Source organism: Streptomyces sp. CC224B, assembly GCF_030010595.1.
Taxonomy (GTDB): Bacteria; Actinomycetota; Actinomycetes; order Streptomycetales; family Streptomycetaceae; genus Streptomyces; species Streptomyces longispororuber.
In genome coordinates, this window is the sequence record NZ_JASCXL010000054.1 from 20,839 (window position 1) to 35,861 (window position 15,023).

Sequence of the window (15,023 nt, forward strand, 5' to 3'; positions counted from 1 at the left end):
CGCCGTGGCGCTCAGAGGAACGCGAAACCGCTCGCGCTGCTGCCGGAGTTGCAAGGCCACAGCGACAGGGTGTCCTCCTCCAGCTCCTGGAGTTCGAGGATGTCGGTCATGGGTTCACCTCCTTTCGGATGTCCGGTCGGGCGGCCGACCGCGGCTGGAGGTGCGGCAGGGCCGTCGCCCCGTCGAACGCCGCGGCCAGGGCGAGCAGGACACCGGCGGAACCGGTGGCCAGGTCCATGGAGAGGCGGGGCATCCGCAGCCCGGGGAAGGCGAGCGCCCCCCGCCAGGTGCGGGCGTGCCAGGCCAGCAGGCGGATCTGCGCCTCCAGTGCCCGGCGGTGCGCGGCGCGGTCCGCCGCCGCGCGGGCCGTCTCGCGCTGCGCCGCCGCGAGCGTGGCGATGGCGCCCGCGCGGCCCCGCAGCAGCCCGGGGAAGCGCACGTACACGGAGCCGCAGGTGCGGTACACCCCGGCGAGGAGCGCCGCGCGGCCGGCGTCGGGGCGGTGGCGCAGCAGGTACGGCAGGACGGCGGCCAGGCCCCAGCTCCCGCCGTGCAGGTAGGGCAGCATCGTGGTGGAGTGCCGCAGGTGGACGCCGCCGTCCGGCGCGGTCACGCAGCGGGCGAGGTCGTGCGCCAGGTGGCGCTCGGCCCGGTCGAGGTGGTCCTCGTCCCCGGTCAGCTCGTGCAGCCGGCAGTGCAGGAGGGCGGCGCCCGTCGGGCCGTGCAGCAGGCCGACGGGTTCGTACCGGTCGGGGCGCGCGGGCGCGGGCGCCTCGGCGGAGAGCGTCCCGGCCAGGCGCAGGGCCTCGTCGGCGTGGCGCTGTTCGCCCGTGGCGGCGGCGAAGTGCAGCAGGTTCAGGGCGATCCCGGCGCGCCCACCGGCCAGGTCGGCCTCCGGGGCGGCGGGGCAGCGACCGATGAGGGTGAGCGCCTCGTCCCGGTGGCCGAGCACGTCCAGGGTGTAGGCGACGCCGTGCAGGCCGTCGTAGAGGCCGGGCGGCGGGTTCGCCACGGCGCGGGCGGCGTCGACGAGCCAGCGCACGTACTCCTCGGGGACCTCCGCGCCCGCCTGGTGCAGGGCGTACAGGACCCCGGCCGCGCCGTACCCGAACGAGGCGCCGCCGAGGGCCCGCGGCCCGGTGGGCGTGGAGGGGAAGAGCCGGTCGGCGCGCTCCGGCGTGGCGGAGAGGTGGATGCCCCGGACGAGCGCGTCGCGGACGAACGGCCAGTCGAACGGCTCGGCGGCGAACAACTCGGCCGCGGTGTCGGGCCGTTCCGGTCTGCCGTGCGGCAGCAGCGCGGCGAGCATCTGGTCCTCCTGTCCGGGCGGCAGCGGGTAGTGGCGGGCGATCGCGGAGACGACGGTGGGCACCTTGACGGGGTCGCCGTGGTCGACGGGCAGCAGGAGCGCCACGCGTACGCGGGCGAGCAGGCAGGCGTGCGCCTGGGCGGCGGTCAGGCCCGGGGGCACGGTGAAGCCGGGGTCGCCGTGCGCGGGCGGGCGGTCGTCGTCGAGGACGGTCGCGGAGGCGAGGTCGACGAGCACGACGTCGCCGTTCGGGCGCAGGACGACGTTGTGCGGCTTCAACTCGCCCAGGCGCAGGCCGCGGGCGCGGACGGCGTCCAGGGCCTGGGCCAGCCGGGTCAGGACGCGGTGGGCCCGGCGGGCGTACCGCGGGGCTTCCCGGCGGGCGTGTGCGGCCGGGCCCGTCAGGGGCAGGCGGAGGCTCTCGGCGAACAGGTTGGTGCCCTCGACGTGCTCGACCTCCAGGAAGTGGTGCCCGGAGACGACCCGGTGGGGCCCCGCCGCCGGGACGCACGGCAGGCCTTCGAGGTGCCGGAGGTTCGCCTCCTCCCGGGCGAGCCGGGCGACGGCGTCGTCGCCGCCGGGGTCGAGGCCGGCGCCGGGCCGGGCCTCCTTGAGGACGACGGTGCGGCCGCCTCCGGCGTCGGCGAGGTAGGTGCCGCCGCCGCAGCCGAGCCGCAGAGCACGGCGGACCTCGTACGGGAAGTCGCCGACGGGCGCGGCGCGCCGGGCCGCGAGGTCCTCGGCGAGGAGGGGCGGCAGGGGCCGGTCCCGGAGCGGGGTGAAGACGGCGCCGCCGCGGCGGGCGGGGCCGTCGTACGGGCCGTGACGGACGTGCAGGGGTCCGTCGCGGTGGGTGAGGGCGCCGAGGACACCGGGTCCCGCCATGCCCTGCAGGAGAGCGTGCAGGTCGGTGAGCGTCCTGGTCAGGACGGCGTCGTCGGCGGCGTACACCGTGATCAGCCGGCCGCAGCCGAAGCGGTCCGCGCGGTCGCCGTTGACCTCGCGGGCGGTGGTGGTGCTGCGGACGAAGTCGAAGGGCACGCCGTGCTCGACGCAGTGGCCCCGGACGATCTCGACGGCCTTCTCCAGGTCGGCGGGGCCGACGGAGACGTGCACGAGCCAGCCCTCCGCGGGCAGTGCCGGGCGCGCGGGCCGCATCCGCACCCACCAGTCGGACGCGGTGCGCCGCCAGCCGGGCGGCGGCGGGAGGTGCGTGGCCGCGAACCGCTCGGCGTCGTCGGCGAGCAGCTCGGGCCGCTCGAAGAAGTCGGGGTCGGCGAGGCAGAAGCGGTGGAAGTCCTCGGGCGTCATCATCGGCGAGGCCATCGGGGCGGAGGCGGGCGGCGGGGCCGGGGCGGGTGGGGTCGCGGAGGCGGGTGCCGGGCCCGGGGAGGGCGGGGTCGCGGTGGCGGGCGGCGGCGCGGGAGGGCCTGCCGCGGAAGAGGCCGCCGGGGGTGTGGCCGCCGAGGTCATCGGGCCGGCCTGGCCGAGAGCGCGACCGGCACCGGCGCCTTGCGGCGGGCGAGCCGCTCCCGGTCGGCGTCCGCGGCGAAGCGGTCGTTGAGCTCCCGCACCGCGTGGGCCCACTGGCGTACGGTCCGCACCGGTTCGAGCGTCTCCAGGACGCCCGGGTCGAGCCAGCGCTCCTTGGCGCGCGCCCAGACGGCGTGCGGGTCGTCGTGCAGGAGGTTGCCGACGGAGCCCTCGTACACGGGCATCCAGCGGACCTCGCCGTCGGGCTCGACCTGCATGACGTGGGAGCCGTCGCGCGGCAGGCGCGGGTCCGGCGGCCTGACGAGACCGAGATTGTCGGTGGTGTAGACGCGGATACCGTCGCCCGCGGCGCGCTGGAGGCGTTCGCGGAATTCCGGCGAGACCAGCAGTTCCATCTGGTCGTCGAACAGCAGTTCCGTCTCGCCGAATTCGATGCCGCTGCCGAGTCCGGCGGGCGCGGCCGCGTTAAAGGTGATGCTCGTCAGCCGCGGGAACCTTTCGGCCATGAGGCGTACGAAATCCTCGAGCTCGCCGATGTTGCTGCGCAGGACCACGTATTCCACGGTGAAATTCAGCGGCTTGTCCCCGGCCGCGGCGCGGCGCGCGGCCGCGGTGTCGAGGTGGCCCAGTGCCGTCATGGCCCGGTCGAAGGAGCCGGCCCGGCCGCGGACGAGGTCGTGGGTCGCCTTCCGCGCGCCGTCGACGCTGACCGTGATCTGGCCGAAGACCTCGGCCAGCCGGTCGGGCAGCGTCTCGTCGAAGAGCCAGCCGCTGGTGTACAGGCAGGTGGAGACGGAGGCGTCGGTCAGCTTCCGGGCGATGTCCAGGAGGTTCCTGACCAGCAGCGGCTCACCGCCCGCGAGGGACACCACCCGCGGCTTCAGCGCGAGGAAGGCGTCCGCGACCCGCAGCCCGTCCGCCGGGGAACGCAATTGCCGCGAGGGCCGCCGGCCGGATTCGGAATAGCAGTGGACGCAGCGGAGGGGACACGCGTACGTGATGTCCCAGATGATGATCTCCGGACCTTCGGCACCGTACATGAATTCCCCCAGAATCGTTCGGCAGTCGCTCGTCCGGGCTTCCGGCGGCGGACCGGGCGGTCCGCCGCCCCCGAATCCGGCCGGTTATTCCCCGGCTCCGGGTGACCTCACGATGTCGAAGGCGCGGGGGGCCGCGCTACGGGAGTTCCACTCACCGGAACTCCCCCGCGGCCCCCCGCGGAGAGGAGCGGGAAGAGCGGGGAATTCAGTACAGGAGCACCGCCGGGCGCCCGGAGAGCTCGCGCGGCCGCATGCGCGCGAGGCGAGCCTCGACGGCGGCCGCCGCGGCGGCCGTGGCCGCCGACACCTGGGCGAGGCGCTGACTCGCGGGCACCACGGCGGCGAGCGCGGCGACGGTGCGCCCGTCCGGCGCCCGCACGGGCATGGCGACGCAGGACACGCCCTCCTGCACCTGCTCGCGGTCCAGGACCGGGCCCCGGGGCCCGTCGGTGAAGACGCGCCCGGCGGCGGTGTCCAGCGGGAAGCTCATGCCGTTGCGCACCGGGACGAGGCCCTCGACCCGGCCCGGCACCGAGGCGACGGTGAGGGCGAGTTCGTCGCGCAGCACCGTGAGGACGACGCTGGCCCCGGTCGAGGCGCGCAGCCGGTGCAGCGGGATGCGGGCGGCGGCCCGCAGCCCCGGGTGCGGGTCCCAGGCCTGGCCGAGGCGGAAGAGCTGCGGCCCGACGGCGTAGCGGTTGCCGCGGCGCTCCACCGCGCCGAGCAGTCCGAGCTGGTCGAGGAGGCGGTGGGCGCTGCCCTTGGGCAGGGCGCAGGCGAGGGCGAGTTCGGTGAGGGTCGCCTCGCCGCCGCGGCGGCGGAGCGCCTCCAGCAGGGCGAAGGCTCCGGCGAGCACGCCCCGGCCCTGCTGGAGGGGTGCTCGCCGGTCCGGCGGTGGAGGCTCCTCCTCCCGGGGTGCCGCGCGTCGCGGCGACCCCGGCCCGCGTGCGGGCATGGCTGATGACAGTCTTGTCCCTGGCATGGTCGTTCCCCCGTTTCGTACACCCGGGGCCCCCTGGCGAGGCCACAGGCAACTCGCCATGTTGGGGTGTGATCCGGCCATTCCGATAGAGGAGATTGCGCCGACTCCCGGCCTCTCCCAGGGGCCCCGTCGGCCTCTGCCGCCTCAGCCACTGCGGCGGTCCGACCACCCGTTCGAGACGGACCGGCGCCGCCTACGGAACCGCCGGACCACTATGAACAGGGCGTATACACGACATGTATAGTGCCCGCATGCGTCGTCCCACTGCCAAGATGAAGAACCCGGGGAAGAGGTTGCGCCCGCGCCGCCCCCTCCTCGGCGCCGCCGCGCTCGCCCTGGGCCTGACGGCACCCCTGGTCCTCACCGGGTGCGCGAGCCTCGACACCGTCTCGCCGAGCACGGTCCGCAAGGACGCCGCGGACGCGAAGGGGAAGGACGCGGGGGCGTTCGGTACGGTCGACTGCCGCAAGGCCAAGTGCATCGCGCTGACCTTCGACGCGGGCCCCAGCGAGAACACCCCGCGCCTGCTGCGGATCCTCAAGAAGGAGAAGGTGCCCGCGACCTTCTTCACGCTCGGCAGGAACCACATCGTGAAGTACCCCGAGCTCGTCAAGCAGATGGACCGCGAGGGGCACGAGGTCGCGAGCCACACCTGGTCGCACAAGATCCTCACGAAGATAGACCCCGCGGAGGCGCGCAAGGAGCTGCAGCGCCCGAACGAGGCGATCGAGAAGCTCATCGGCAAGAAGCCGACGCTGATGCGCCCGCCGCAGGGCCGCACGAACGACACCGTCAACAAGATCTCCCGCGATCTCGGTCTGGCCGAGATCCTGTGGACGGTGACGGCGAAGGACTACACGACCAACGACTCGGCGCTGATACGCAAGCGGGTCCTGGAGCAGTCGAGCCGCGACGGCATCATCCTGCTGCACGACATCTACAAGGGCACCGTGCCCGCCGTGCCCGGCATCATCACGGACCTGAAGAAGCGCGGGTACGTCTTCGTCACCGTGCCCCAGCTCCTCGCCCCCGGCAAGGCGGAGCCGGGCAAGGTGTACCGCTAGGGCCCGTACCGCCAGGGCCCGTACCGCTAGAGCCTTGTACCGCCAGGGCCCGTCCCACCGGGCAGGCCCCGGTCACCAGGTCAGGTGCAGCGCCTCCGGGGCGCGGTGGATGAGCGTGGGCCGCATCGTGACCGGCGGCCGGTCCGGGTCGATCCGCAGCCCCGGGAACCGGCGCGCGAACAGCTCCAGCGTCACCCGCACCTGCTCCCGGGCGAGCTGCGCCCCGGGACAGGCGTGGGCGCCGAGCCCGAAGGCGATGTGCCGGACGGCGGACCGCCGCGTGATGTCGAAGACGTCCGGCCGCGGGTGGCGGGCGCCGTCGCGCCCCGCCGAGCCGAACCCGACGAGCAGCTCGGCGCCCGCGGGCAGTTCGGTCCCCGCGAGGGTCGCCGGCCGCGTCGTGACCCGGCGGAACCCCTGGAGCGCGGTGTCGTACCGGGCCGTCTCCTCGATGGCGGCGGGCACCATCCGCTCCGGCCGCTCGCACACCAGCCGCCACTGGTCCGGGTGGCGTGCCAGGTGCAGCAGCGCCGTGCCGATGAGGGCCGTGGTGGTGAGGTGCCCGGCGAGCAGGAAGTTGTTCAGGTGGGCGACCAGCTCCCTGCGCTGGTCGAGCGTCAGCTCGCCCGGCTCCCCCTCCTCCCCGTCGTCCGGGCGGACCAGCGAGGTGACCAGCTCGCTGCACAGGTCGTCGCGCGGCGCCGCGTACCGCTCGCGTACATAGCGGTCGAGGAGCCGCCGCAGGGCGACCATGTCGCGCGCCGCCGCGACCTGTTCGTCCTCGTCGGACGGCCGGTGCAGCAGTTGCTCGGTACGGTGTCCGCCGCGCACGATCAGCGGTACGTCGGCGGGGTCGAAGCCGAGGACGCGGCCGATCACCTGCCCCGGCAGGCGCATGGCGTACGCCCCCATCACCTCCACGCGGCCGTCGTCCGCGAACGCGTCGACGAGCGCCTCCGCGCGCTCGGTCACGTACGGCAGCACGGCGGCGACGCGGGCCGGGGCAAGGCCGCGCAGCAGCGGCGCGCGCAGCCGCCGGTGCGCGGGCCCGTCCGCGGTGACCACCACGCGCCCGCGCGGGCCGCCGCCGTCGCCCTCGGCTAGCACGGCCAGCGCCGCCGGGGAGGGCAGCACGCCGCCGCGGACCGCGTTCGCCGACGAGAACACGTCGGGCCTGCGCAGCACCTCCCGCACGTCGGCGTCCCTGGCGACGAGCCAGGCACCGAACTCGGGCACGTACGTGAGCCCGTCCGCCCTCCGGGCCCGCGCGTACAGCGGATACGGGTCACGCATCAACTCGTCGCGCGTCACGTGCCGTTGGGGATCCATCTCCCCATGGTGACGCCCCGCCCGCACCACCGGAACCCGGCGGACCTGCTCCGCTTCTCCCCCGCCCCGTCCCCCACCCCGGCCCCCGGTTCAGCGCCCGTCGCGGCGGCACGGGGGCCTCGGACCTGGCCCCTTCGCTCGCGGGCGAGGGCCCGGGGGCAGGTGAGGTCCCCGGTGCGGGCGAGAGCCCCGGGGCGAGCGAGCGCTGGTGCGGGTGCGGGCGAGCGCGGCGACCACGTAGGCTCGCTTCGATGCCCCGTACATTCACCTTGCTCGAACGCCACGCCACGAAGCTGGCCTGGCTGCTCCTCGTCGGCGCGGGCGCGTCGGCCTTCGCGGGCGACCCGCTGTGGCGCTGGGTGGCCGGGCTCGGCCCGGGTGCCGCCTACGCCTTCGGCGCGTTCTGCGGCAGCGCCGTCGTCTGCGCCTGGGGTCCGGCGGGGGCCGCCCTGGAGCGGGGCCGGCGGGTGCGCGGCGCCGGCTTCGCGGCCCTGGGGAGCCTCGCGTTCCTCGCCCTGGCCTGCTGCGTCCCGGTGCGCCACGGCCGCCTGTTCGGCTCCGTCACCCTGGCGGACGGCCGACGCATGTGGGTGGAGCAGCACCCGGCGACGCTGGGGGCCGTCGGCGCGGGCGTGGCCCTGGGGGCCGTCGCGCTGTGGTGGGGCAAGAGGTCCGGCGTCCGACGCGGACCCGGGCAGAAGGACACACACGCACGCACGCGGATGAGGGTTCCTCGGCATGACCGGTGACTGGGAAGTCGACGTACAGCTCCTGCTGGACGTCACCGACGACGAGTGGGCGCGGCTCCGCGAAGGCATGGTCGACGTGCCGGCGGCGGAACCGCGCTACGAGATCGTGCCGACGGCCACGTCCAACAGCCCCACCGGCGCCATCTTCTCCGTCGGCGCCACCCTCCAGGTGACGGCCGCCACGCCCGGCGAGGCGGCGGACACCGCGGTCGCCGTGACGCGCCGAGCCCTCCGGTCCGCCGGAGCGGGCACGGACCACGGCGTGGCCGAGGTCAACATCCGCCGGGGCGGGGTCGACCCGCGGCTCCTTGGCCGCTGAGTTCCCTCTCTTCGGCCGGCGTCAGGTCCGGCCGAGGATTCCCGCGAGGTGGAGTGCGGCCTGGTAGGCGATTCCGCCCCGCGCTACGTTCGCGGGATGCAGCAGCCTCCGGACCCGGTCCCCGCGCTCCTCGACGGCCCGGCCGTCGACGTCTCCGACGCCCATGAACTGCTTCTCGGCTACCTGAAGTGGTATCGCGAGGCCCTGATGCGCAAACTCGACGGACTCTCGGACGACCAGCTCCGTGAACCCGTCGAACCGCTCGGCTGGTCCCCGCTCGGCCTGCTGCAGCACCTTGGCTGGGTCGAACGCCGGTGGATGATCAGGGGGTTCGGCGCCCAGGACGTCGTCGCCTACCCACCCGGCGGAGACGCGGAGGAGTGGACGGTCGCTCCCGGCGCGTCCGCCGCCCAGGTCATCGCCGCCTACCAGGCGGAGGTCACCCGGGCGAACTCCCTGGCGGCGAAGGCTGCCTTGACCGACAAGGCACTGCTCGGAGGCCGCTTCAAGGCGCCCGAGCAAGCACCCACCCTCGGGCGGATCCTCTTCCACCTGCTCCAGGAGTACGCCCGGCACGCCGGGCACCTCGACATCGCACGCGAACTCATCGACGGACAGACCGGTGAGTGAGTCCCCCATGACTGCTGATGCGCTGCGGGACAGCCTTCAGCCGCGGGGCTTCTCCCGGAAGCTCTCCCGCCGGCCTCAGGGGGCGACACGCCCCGTTGCCGTGCGTACGCTCGCCCTGTGAGCAGGGCGGAGCAGTACGCCAGGTACCAGGAGGACGCGAGGACGCTGGCGGCGATCGGGGCGTGCGTCGAGACGCGGACCGGCCGCGTCACCGTACGGCTGCCGCACCCGCTGGCCGAGGCCGCGGTCGCCGCGTGGCAGCGGGACGAGACCGACGAGGCCCCCGGCCCGGAATCGCGGCAGGAGTACGCGCTACGGGACCAGGCCGCCGAACTGGCCCTGATAGGCCTCGCCCTCGCGGACCGCGGCCACTGGGACGCCGAGAAGGTCGTCGTCGACCTGGACACCGCCTCGGCAGCAGCAGCCGTCCGAGCGTCGAGGCGACCACCCGGAACACCCGAGCCCCCGGCACGTGAGGACGAGCGCGCAGCGCCATCACCCCCGGACGACCGGCACACACCCGACGAGCGCAACCCCCACAGCCCGTCCGGCACTTGAGGACAAGCGCGCGGCGCGGTCAACCCCGCAGCGCAGCCGCCCAGGCACGGCAGCCGCCCAGGCGCGGCGGGCCCAGGCGCGGCGGTGCCCAGGCCCTGCGAAGACAGCCGCGGGCGCAGCCCTTCAGGCGACCGAACCCACGCCCCCCGCCGTTCCCTCGTGGTGGATGGGGGTGTGTGCCCCGGTCAGGGGCACCCCCGACCCGCCACGCCGCCGCGCCACGATCTCCGCCGCGATCGACAGCGCCGTCTCCTCGGGCGTCCGCGCCCCCAGGTCGAGGCCGATCGGCGACCGCAGCCGGGCCAGTTCGAGCTCGCTCACGCCGACCTCCCGCAGCCGCGCCTGACGGTCCAGATGGGTACGGCGCGACCCCATCGCGCCCACGTACGCGACGGGCAGGCGCAGCGCGAGGCGCAGCAGCGGCACGTCGAACTTGGCGTCGTGGGTGAGGACGCACAGCACGGTGCGCCCGTCGACCTCCGTGTCCGCGAGGTACTCGTGCGGCCAGCGCACCACCACCTCGTCGGCCTCGGGGAAGCGCTCCCGGGTGGCGAAGACGGGCCGGGCGTCGCACACGGTCACGTGGTGGCCGAGGAACTTGCCCACCCGCACCAGCGCCGACGCGAAGTCGATCGCGCCGAAGACGATCATGCGGGGCGGCGGCACGGAGGACTCGACCAGGACGGTCAGCGGCTGCCCGCAGCGGGAGCCGTCGGCGCCGATCTCCACGGTGCCGGTACGCCCCGCGTCGAGCATCGCCCGGGCCTGTCCCGCCACGGCCCGGTCCAGCTCGGGGTGGCCGCCGAGGCCGCCCTCGTGGCCGGCGGCGCCGCGGACCAGCAGCACCCGCCCGAGGAGTTCCCCGGGACCCGAGGTCACACGGGCGACGGCCGCCGCCTCGCCGCGAGCGGCCGCGGCGAGGGCGGCGGCGAACACCGGCCGCGCGGGACCGTCCGCGCGGACCGGTGTGACCAGGATGTCGATGACGCCGCCGCAGGTGAGGCCGACGGCGAAGGCGTCGTCGTCGCTGTAGCCGAAGCGCTCGACGACGGACGAGCCGTCCTCCAGGGCCTGCCGGCACAGCTCGTACACCGCGCCCTCGACGCAGCCGCCGGAGACCGAGCCGATCGCCGTGCCGTCGCGGGCGACGGCGAGCGCGGCGCCGGGCTGGCGGGGCGCGCTGCCGCCGGTCGCCACCACGGTGGCGACCGCGAAGTCGCGTCCCTGCTCGACCCACCGGTGCAGTTCCTCGGCGATGTCCAGCATGTCGGCCTCCTTGGCAGTACCAGTGGTACCAGCGATACCAGCAGAACCAGCGGTACCCGCAATCACGGTGGTACGCGCGGAACCGGCGGTACGAGCGGCACCGGATCGGGACGGGCGGCGTGCGCGCCTAGTGGACGCCCAGCCAGCTCTCGATGGGGTTGAGGGCGAAGTACACGAGGAAGATCACGGTCAGGCCCCACATGAAGGCCCCGATCTCCCGCGCCCTGCCCTGGGCGATCTTGATGGCGACCCAGGCGATGACGCCCGCGGCGACGCCGGTGGTGATGGTGTAGGTGAAGGGCATCAGGACCACGGTCAGGAAGACCGGGATCGCGGTGCCCCGGTCGGCCCAGTCGACGTGCCGCGCGTTCATCATCATCATCGCCCCGATGACGACCAGCGCGGCGGACGCGACCTCCTGCGGCACGATCGCGGTCAGGGGGGTGAAGAAGAGGCAGGCGGCGAAGAACAGGCCGGTGACCACGGAGGCCAGGCCGGTCCGGGCGCCCTCGCCGACGCCCGTGGCGGACTCGACGAAGACCGTCTGGCCGGAGCCCCCGGCGACGCCCCCGATCGCGCCGCCCGCGCCGTCGATGAACAGCGCCTTGGACAGGCCGGGCATGCGGCCCTTGTCGTCGGCGAGGTTGGCCTCGGTGCCGACGCCGATGATCGTGGCCATCGCGTCGAAGAAGCCCGCGAGGACGAGCGTGAAGACGATCATGCCGACCGTCATCGCGCCGACCTCGCCCCAGCCGCCGAACTCGACGTCGCCGAAGAGCGAGAAGTCGGGCGACGACACCGCGCTGCCGTGCAGCTCGGGGGCGCCGTTCGCCCACTGCTTGGGGTCGATGACGTCCATCGCGTTCAGGACGACCGCGACGACGGTGCCGGTGACGATGCCGATGAGGATCGCGCCGGGCGTGTCGCGGGCCTGGAGCATGAAGATCAGGAGCAGGGTGCCCGCGAAGAGCAGCACGGGCCAGCCGGAGAGTTCGCCGGCGGGGCCGAGGGTGAGCGGGGTGGCCTTGCCCGGGTGGACGAAGCCGCCCTTGACCAGGCCGATGATGGCGATGAACAGGCCGATGCCCATGGTGATGCCGTGCTTGAGGGCGAGCGGGATCGCGTTCATGATCATCTCGCGCAGCCCGGTGACCACCAGGAGCATGATCACGACGCCGTACATCACGCACATGCCCATGGCCTGCGGCCAGGTCATCTGGGGCGCGACCTGGGAGGCGATGACGCCCGACACGGACAGCCCGGCGGCGAGCGCGAGCGGCACCTTGCCGACGAAGCCCATGAGCAGGGTGGTGACGGCCGCGGCGAAGGCCGTCGCGGTGATGAGCGCCTTGTGGCCCATCGTGTCGCCCGCGGCGTCCTGGCCGGACAGGATCAGCGGGTTGAGCAGGACGATGTACGCCATCGCCATGAAGGTCGTGATGCCGCCGCGCACCTCACGCGCGACCGTCGATCCCCGGTGGGATATGTGGAAGTACCGGTCGAGCCAGGACCGCCCGGCGGGGACGCGCGAGCCGTGGCCCGCGTCCTCCGGGGTGGCTCTGGGCTCCAGCGACTGCTGGGTCATGGTGCCTACTCCCAAGGTTCATAGGGGCACCCGCGTCGAACCGCGGGATTTGGGATGCTGCTTGGCTGCACGACCCGGGGGACGGCCCGAGACGAGAAGGGCTCCGCTGGAGTCCGGTGGAGCACGGCGGAGGTGGAGCGGCGCACTGCCGGGGACCGCGAGCGGTGCGGTACGCCAGTACGTCGCGTCGGTACGTCAGTCAGTACGACGGTCGGTGGGGGCGTCGGACAGGGTGCCGGTGCTCCGGGCGGTGCGGGCGCGGGAAGTGTGACGTTCCTGGGAGGCGCGCACCGCCCGGAGGGCTGGGTTCCGGTCAGGTCCCCGTGATGTGCTCGGGGCGTACCGGCGTCTTGTTCAGCTCCAGGCCCGTCGCGTTCCGGATGGCCGCGAGGACCGCCGGGGTGGACGACAGGGTCGGGGCCTCGCCGATGCCGCGCAGCCCGTACGGGGCGTGGTCGTCGGCGAGTTCGAGCACGTCGACCGGGATGGTCGGGGTGTCGAGGATGGTGGGGATCAGGTAGTCCGTGAAGGAGGGGTTGCGGACCTTCGCCGTCTTCGGGTCGACGACGATCTCCTCCATGACGGCGACGCCCAGGCCCTGGGTGGTGCCGCCCTGGATCTGGCCGACCACCGACAGCGGGTTGAGCGCCTTGCCGACGTCCTGCGCGCAGGCCAGCTCGATGACCTTGACGAGGCCGAGTTCGGTGTCGACCTCGACGACGGCGCGGTGCGCGGCGAAGGAGTACTGGACGTGGCCGTTGCCCTGGCCGGTGACCAGGTCGAAGGGTTCGGTGGGCCGGTGGCGCCACTCCAGCTCGATGTCGACGGCGTCGTCCTCCAGGACGTCGACGAGGTCCGCGAGGACCTCGCCGCCGTCGGTGACGACCTTGCCGCCCTCGAGGAGCAGCTCGGCGGTGGCCCACGCCGGGTGGTAGCTGCCGAACTTGCGGCGCCCGAGCTCCAGGACCTTCTCGCGCACCGCCTCGCAGGAGTGCTTGACCGCGCCGCCGGTGACGTACGTCTGGCGCGACGCGGACGTCGAACCGGCGCTGCCCACCCGGGTGTCGGCGGGGTGGATCGTCACCTGCGCGACGCCGAGTTCGGTACGGGCGATCTGCGCGTGCACGGTGACGCCGCCCTGGCCGACCTCGGCCATCGCGGTGTGCACGGTGACCACCGGCTCGCCCGCGACGACCTCCATGCGCACGCGGGCGGTGGAGTAGTCGTCGAAGCCCTCGGAGAAGCCGACGTTCTTGATGCCGACGGCGTAGCCGACACCGCGGACGACGCCCTCGCCGTGCGTGGTGTTGGACAGGCCGCCGGGGAGCTGGCGCACGTCGGCGCCCTCGGAGCTCTCCCACTGGCGCTCGGGCGGCAGCGGGCGCGCCTTGACGCGGCGCAGGATCTCGGCGACGGGCGCCGGGGAGTCCACCACCTGCCCGGTCGGCAGGAGCGTGCCCTGCTCCATGGCGTTGAGCTGCCGGAACTCCACCGGGTCCATTCCCAGCTTCGCGGCCAGCTTGTCCATCTGGGCCTCGTAGGCGAAGCAGGCCTGGACCGCGCCGAAGCCGCGCATGGCGCCGCAGGGCGGGTTGTTGGTGTAGAGGGCGATGGCCTCGATGTCCACGTCGTCGACGACGTACGGGCCCACGGACAGGGACGAGGCGTTGCCGACCACGGCCGGGGACGCGGAGGCGTAGGCGCCGCCGTCCAGGACGATGCGGCACTTCATGTGGGTGAGCTTGCCGTCCTTGGTGGCCCCGTGCTCGTAGAAGAGCTTCGCCGGGTGGCGGTGGACGTGCCCGAAGAACGACTCGAACCGGTTGTAGACCATCTTGACCGGCTTGCCGGTGCGCAGCGCGAGCAGGCACGCGTGGATCTGCATCGAGATGTCCTCGCGGCCGCCGAAGGCCCCGCCGACGCCGGAGAGCGTCATGCGGACCTTGTCCTTGGGCAGGCCGAGGACGGGCGCGATCTGGTCCAGGTCCTTGTGCAGCCACTGGGTGGCGATGTACAGGTCGACGCCGCCGTCCTCGGCGGGCACGGCGAGGCCGGACTCGGGACCGAGGAACGCCTGGTCCTGCATGCCGAAGGTGTACTCGCCCGTGACGATCACGTCGGCCCGCGCGGCGGCCGCGTCGGCGTCGCCGCGGACGATGGGCTGGCGGTGCACGATGTTCTGGTGCGGGACGATCTCCGCGTACTCGTCGTCGCGGCCCTCGTGCACGAGGACCGCGTCCGGCGCCAGGGCGCTCGCCTCGTCGGTGATGACGGGCAGGTCGCGGTACTCGACCTTGATCTTGGCGGCGGCGCGGCGCGCGGTCTCCGGGTGGTCGGCGGCGACCAGGGCGACGGGCTCGCCGTGGTGGCGGACCTTGCCGTGCGCGAGGACCGGGGTGTCCTGGAGCTCCAGGCCGTAGTTCTTCACGTCGGTGGGCAGGTCGTCGTAGGTGAGGACCGCGTAGACGCCCGGGGTCGCGAGGGCCTCGCCGGTGTCGAGGGAGACGATCTCGGCGTGGGCGACGGTGGAGCGCAGGATCTGGCCCCACAGCATGTCCTCGTGCCACATGTCGGACGAGTACGCGAACTCGCCGGTGACCTTCAGGGTGCCGTCGGGGCGCAGCGTGGACTCGCCGATGCCGCCCTTGGTCTGCGACCCCTGGGTGATCTTCGTGGGGGTGCCGGTGGTTCCCATGGC

The 15,023-nt window shown here is 74.0% G+C and carries 12 protein-coding genes; 5 read left to right on the plus strand and 7 right to left on the minus strand.

Features of this window, described 5'->3' with window-relative positions; all coding sequences use genetic code 11:
• Positions 1-106 precede the first annotated feature (106 nt).
• The 3 genes from lanKC to QK440_RS21805 all read right to left on the minus strand — a co-directional run bounded on the left by lanKC (position 107) and on the right by QK440_RS21805 (position 4,699).
• Positions 107-2,635: a class III lanthionine synthetase LanKC gene (gene lanKC, locus QK440_RS21795; protein ID WP_282794848.1), complete on the minus strand. Its 2,529-nt coding sequence runs from the start codon at positions 2,633-2,635 to the stop codon at positions 107-109.
• Between the two features lie 143 nt (positions 2,636-2,778).
• The gene (locus QK440_RS21800) at positions 2,779-3,843 is read right to left on the minus strand and encodes a radical SAM protein (protein WP_282794849.1); all 1,065 of its coding nucleotides are present in this window, start codon (positions 3,841-3,843) and stop codon (positions 2,779-2,781) included.
• 205 nt (positions 3,844-4,048) lie between these two features.
• A complete protein-coding gene (locus QK440_RS21805; protein ID WP_282794850.1) occupies positions 4,049-4,699 on the minus strand; it encodes a helix-turn-helix domain-containing protein in 651 nt (216 codons plus the stop codon).
• Positions 4,700-5,076: 377 nt separating this feature from the next.
• Here QK440_RS21805 and QK440_RS21810 point away from each other — a divergent pair, with 377 nt between their 5' ends.
• A complete protein-coding gene (locus QK440_RS21810) occupies positions 5,077-5,889 on the plus strand; it encodes a polysaccharide deacetylase family protein (RefSeq protein ID WP_282794851.1) in 813 nt (270 codons plus the stop codon).
• Between the two features lie 72 nt (positions 5,890-5,961).
• On the opposite strand, the gene QK440_RS21815 is transcribed toward QK440_RS21810, so the two are convergent.
• The gene (locus tag QK440_RS21815) at positions 5,962-7,218 is read right to left on the minus strand and encodes a cytochrome P450 (protein ID WP_282794852.1); all 1,257 of its coding nucleotides are present in this window, start codon (positions 7,216-7,218) and stop codon (positions 5,962-5,964) included.
• Between the two features lie 251 nt (positions 7,219-7,469).
• Between QK440_RS21815 and QK440_RS21820 the strand changes: the two genes are divergently transcribed.
• From QK440_RS21820 to QK440_RS21835, 4 genes are all read left to right on the plus strand, one after another.
• Entirely contained in the window at positions 7,470-7,967 is a 498-nt protein-coding gene (locus QK440_RS21820) for a hypothetical protein (RefSeq protein ID WP_282794853.1), read from the plus strand.
• Positions 7,957-8,286, plus strand: a complete 330-nt coding sequence (locus tag QK440_RS21825) for a hypothetical protein (protein ID WP_282794854.1) — start codon at positions 7,957-7,959, stop codon at positions 8,284-8,286. Before QK440_RS21820 ends, QK440_RS21825 begins: the two co-directional genes overlap by 11 nt.
• Positions 8,287-8,382: 96 nt before the next feature.
• On the plus strand, positions 8,383-8,916 hold the full coding sequence (locus QK440_RS21830; protein WP_282794855.1) for a DinB family protein: 534 nt from the start codon (positions 8,383-8,385) through the stop codon (positions 8,914-8,916).
• Between the two features lie 117 nt (positions 8,917-9,033).
• A complete protein-coding gene (locus tag QK440_RS21835) occupies positions 9,034-9,474 on the plus strand; it encodes a hypothetical protein (RefSeq protein WP_282794856.1) in 441 nt (146 codons plus the stop codon).
• 123 nt (positions 9,475-9,597) lie between these two features.
• Here QK440_RS21835 and QK440_RS21840 read toward each other — a convergent pair whose 3' ends face one another.
• From QK440_RS21840 to QK440_RS21850, 3 genes are all read right to left on the minus strand, one after another.
• Positions 9,598-10,740, minus strand: a complete 1,143-nt coding sequence (locus tag QK440_RS21840; protein ID WP_282794857.1) for an XdhC/CoxI family protein — start codon at positions 10,738-10,740, stop codon at positions 9,598-9,600.
• 127 nt (positions 10,741-10,867) lie between these two features.
• The gene (locus tag QK440_RS21845; RefSeq protein ID WP_282794858.1) at positions 10,868-12,325 is read right to left on the minus strand and encodes an NCS2 family permease; all 1,458 of its coding nucleotides are present in this window, start codon (positions 12,323-12,325) and stop codon (positions 10,868-10,870) included.
• 313 nt (positions 12,326-12,638) lie between these two features.
• Positions 12,639-15,020, minus strand: coding sequence for a molybdopterin cofactor-binding domain-containing protein (locus tag QK440_RS21850; protein ID WP_282794859.1), 2,382 nt, complete (start codon positions 15,018-15,020; stop codon positions 12,639-12,641).
• Between the last annotated feature and the right edge of the window lie 3 nt (positions 15,021-15,023).

Bases quoted from the DNA above. Each gene is read 5' to 3' on its own strand.
- lanKC (WP_282794848.1), bottom strand. From the start codon at position 2,635: ATGGCCTCGCCGATGATGACGCCCGAGGACTTCCACCGCTTCTGCCTC.
- QK440_RS21800 (WP_282794849.1), bottom strand. From the start codon at position 3,843: ATGTACGGTGCCGAAGGTCCGGAGATCATCATCTGGGACATCACGTAC.
- QK440_RS21810 (WP_282794851.1), top strand. From the start codon at position 5,077: ATGCGTCGTCCCACTGCCAAGATGAAGAACCCGGGGAAGAGGTTGCGC.
- QK440_RS21815 (WP_282794852.1), bottom strand. From the start codon at position 7,218: ATGGATCCCCAACGGCACGTGACGCGCGACGAGTTGATGCGTGACCCG.
- QK440_RS21820 (WP_282794853.1), top strand. From the start codon at position 7,470: ATGCCCCGTACATTCACCTTGCTCGAACGCCACGCCACGAAGCTGGCC.
- QK440_RS21825 (WP_282794854.1), top strand. From the start codon at position 7,957: ATGACCGGTGACTGGGAAGTCGACGTACAGCTCCTGCTGGACGTCACC.
- QK440_RS21830 (WP_282794855.1), top strand. From the start codon at position 8,383: ATGCAGCAGCCTCCGGACCCGGTCCCCGCGCTCCTCGACGGCCCGGCC.
- QK440_RS21840 (WP_282794857.1), bottom strand. From the start codon at position 10,740: ATGCTGGACATCGCCGAGGAACTGCACCGGTGGGTCGAGCAGGGACGC.
- QK440_RS21845 (WP_282794858.1), bottom strand. From the start codon at position 12,325: ATGACCCAGCAGTCGCTGGAGCCCAGAGCCACCCCGGAGGACGCGGGC.
- QK440_RS21850 (WP_282794859.1), bottom strand. From the start codon at position 15,020: ATGGGAACCACCGGCACCCCCACGAAGATCACCCAGGGGTCGCAGACC.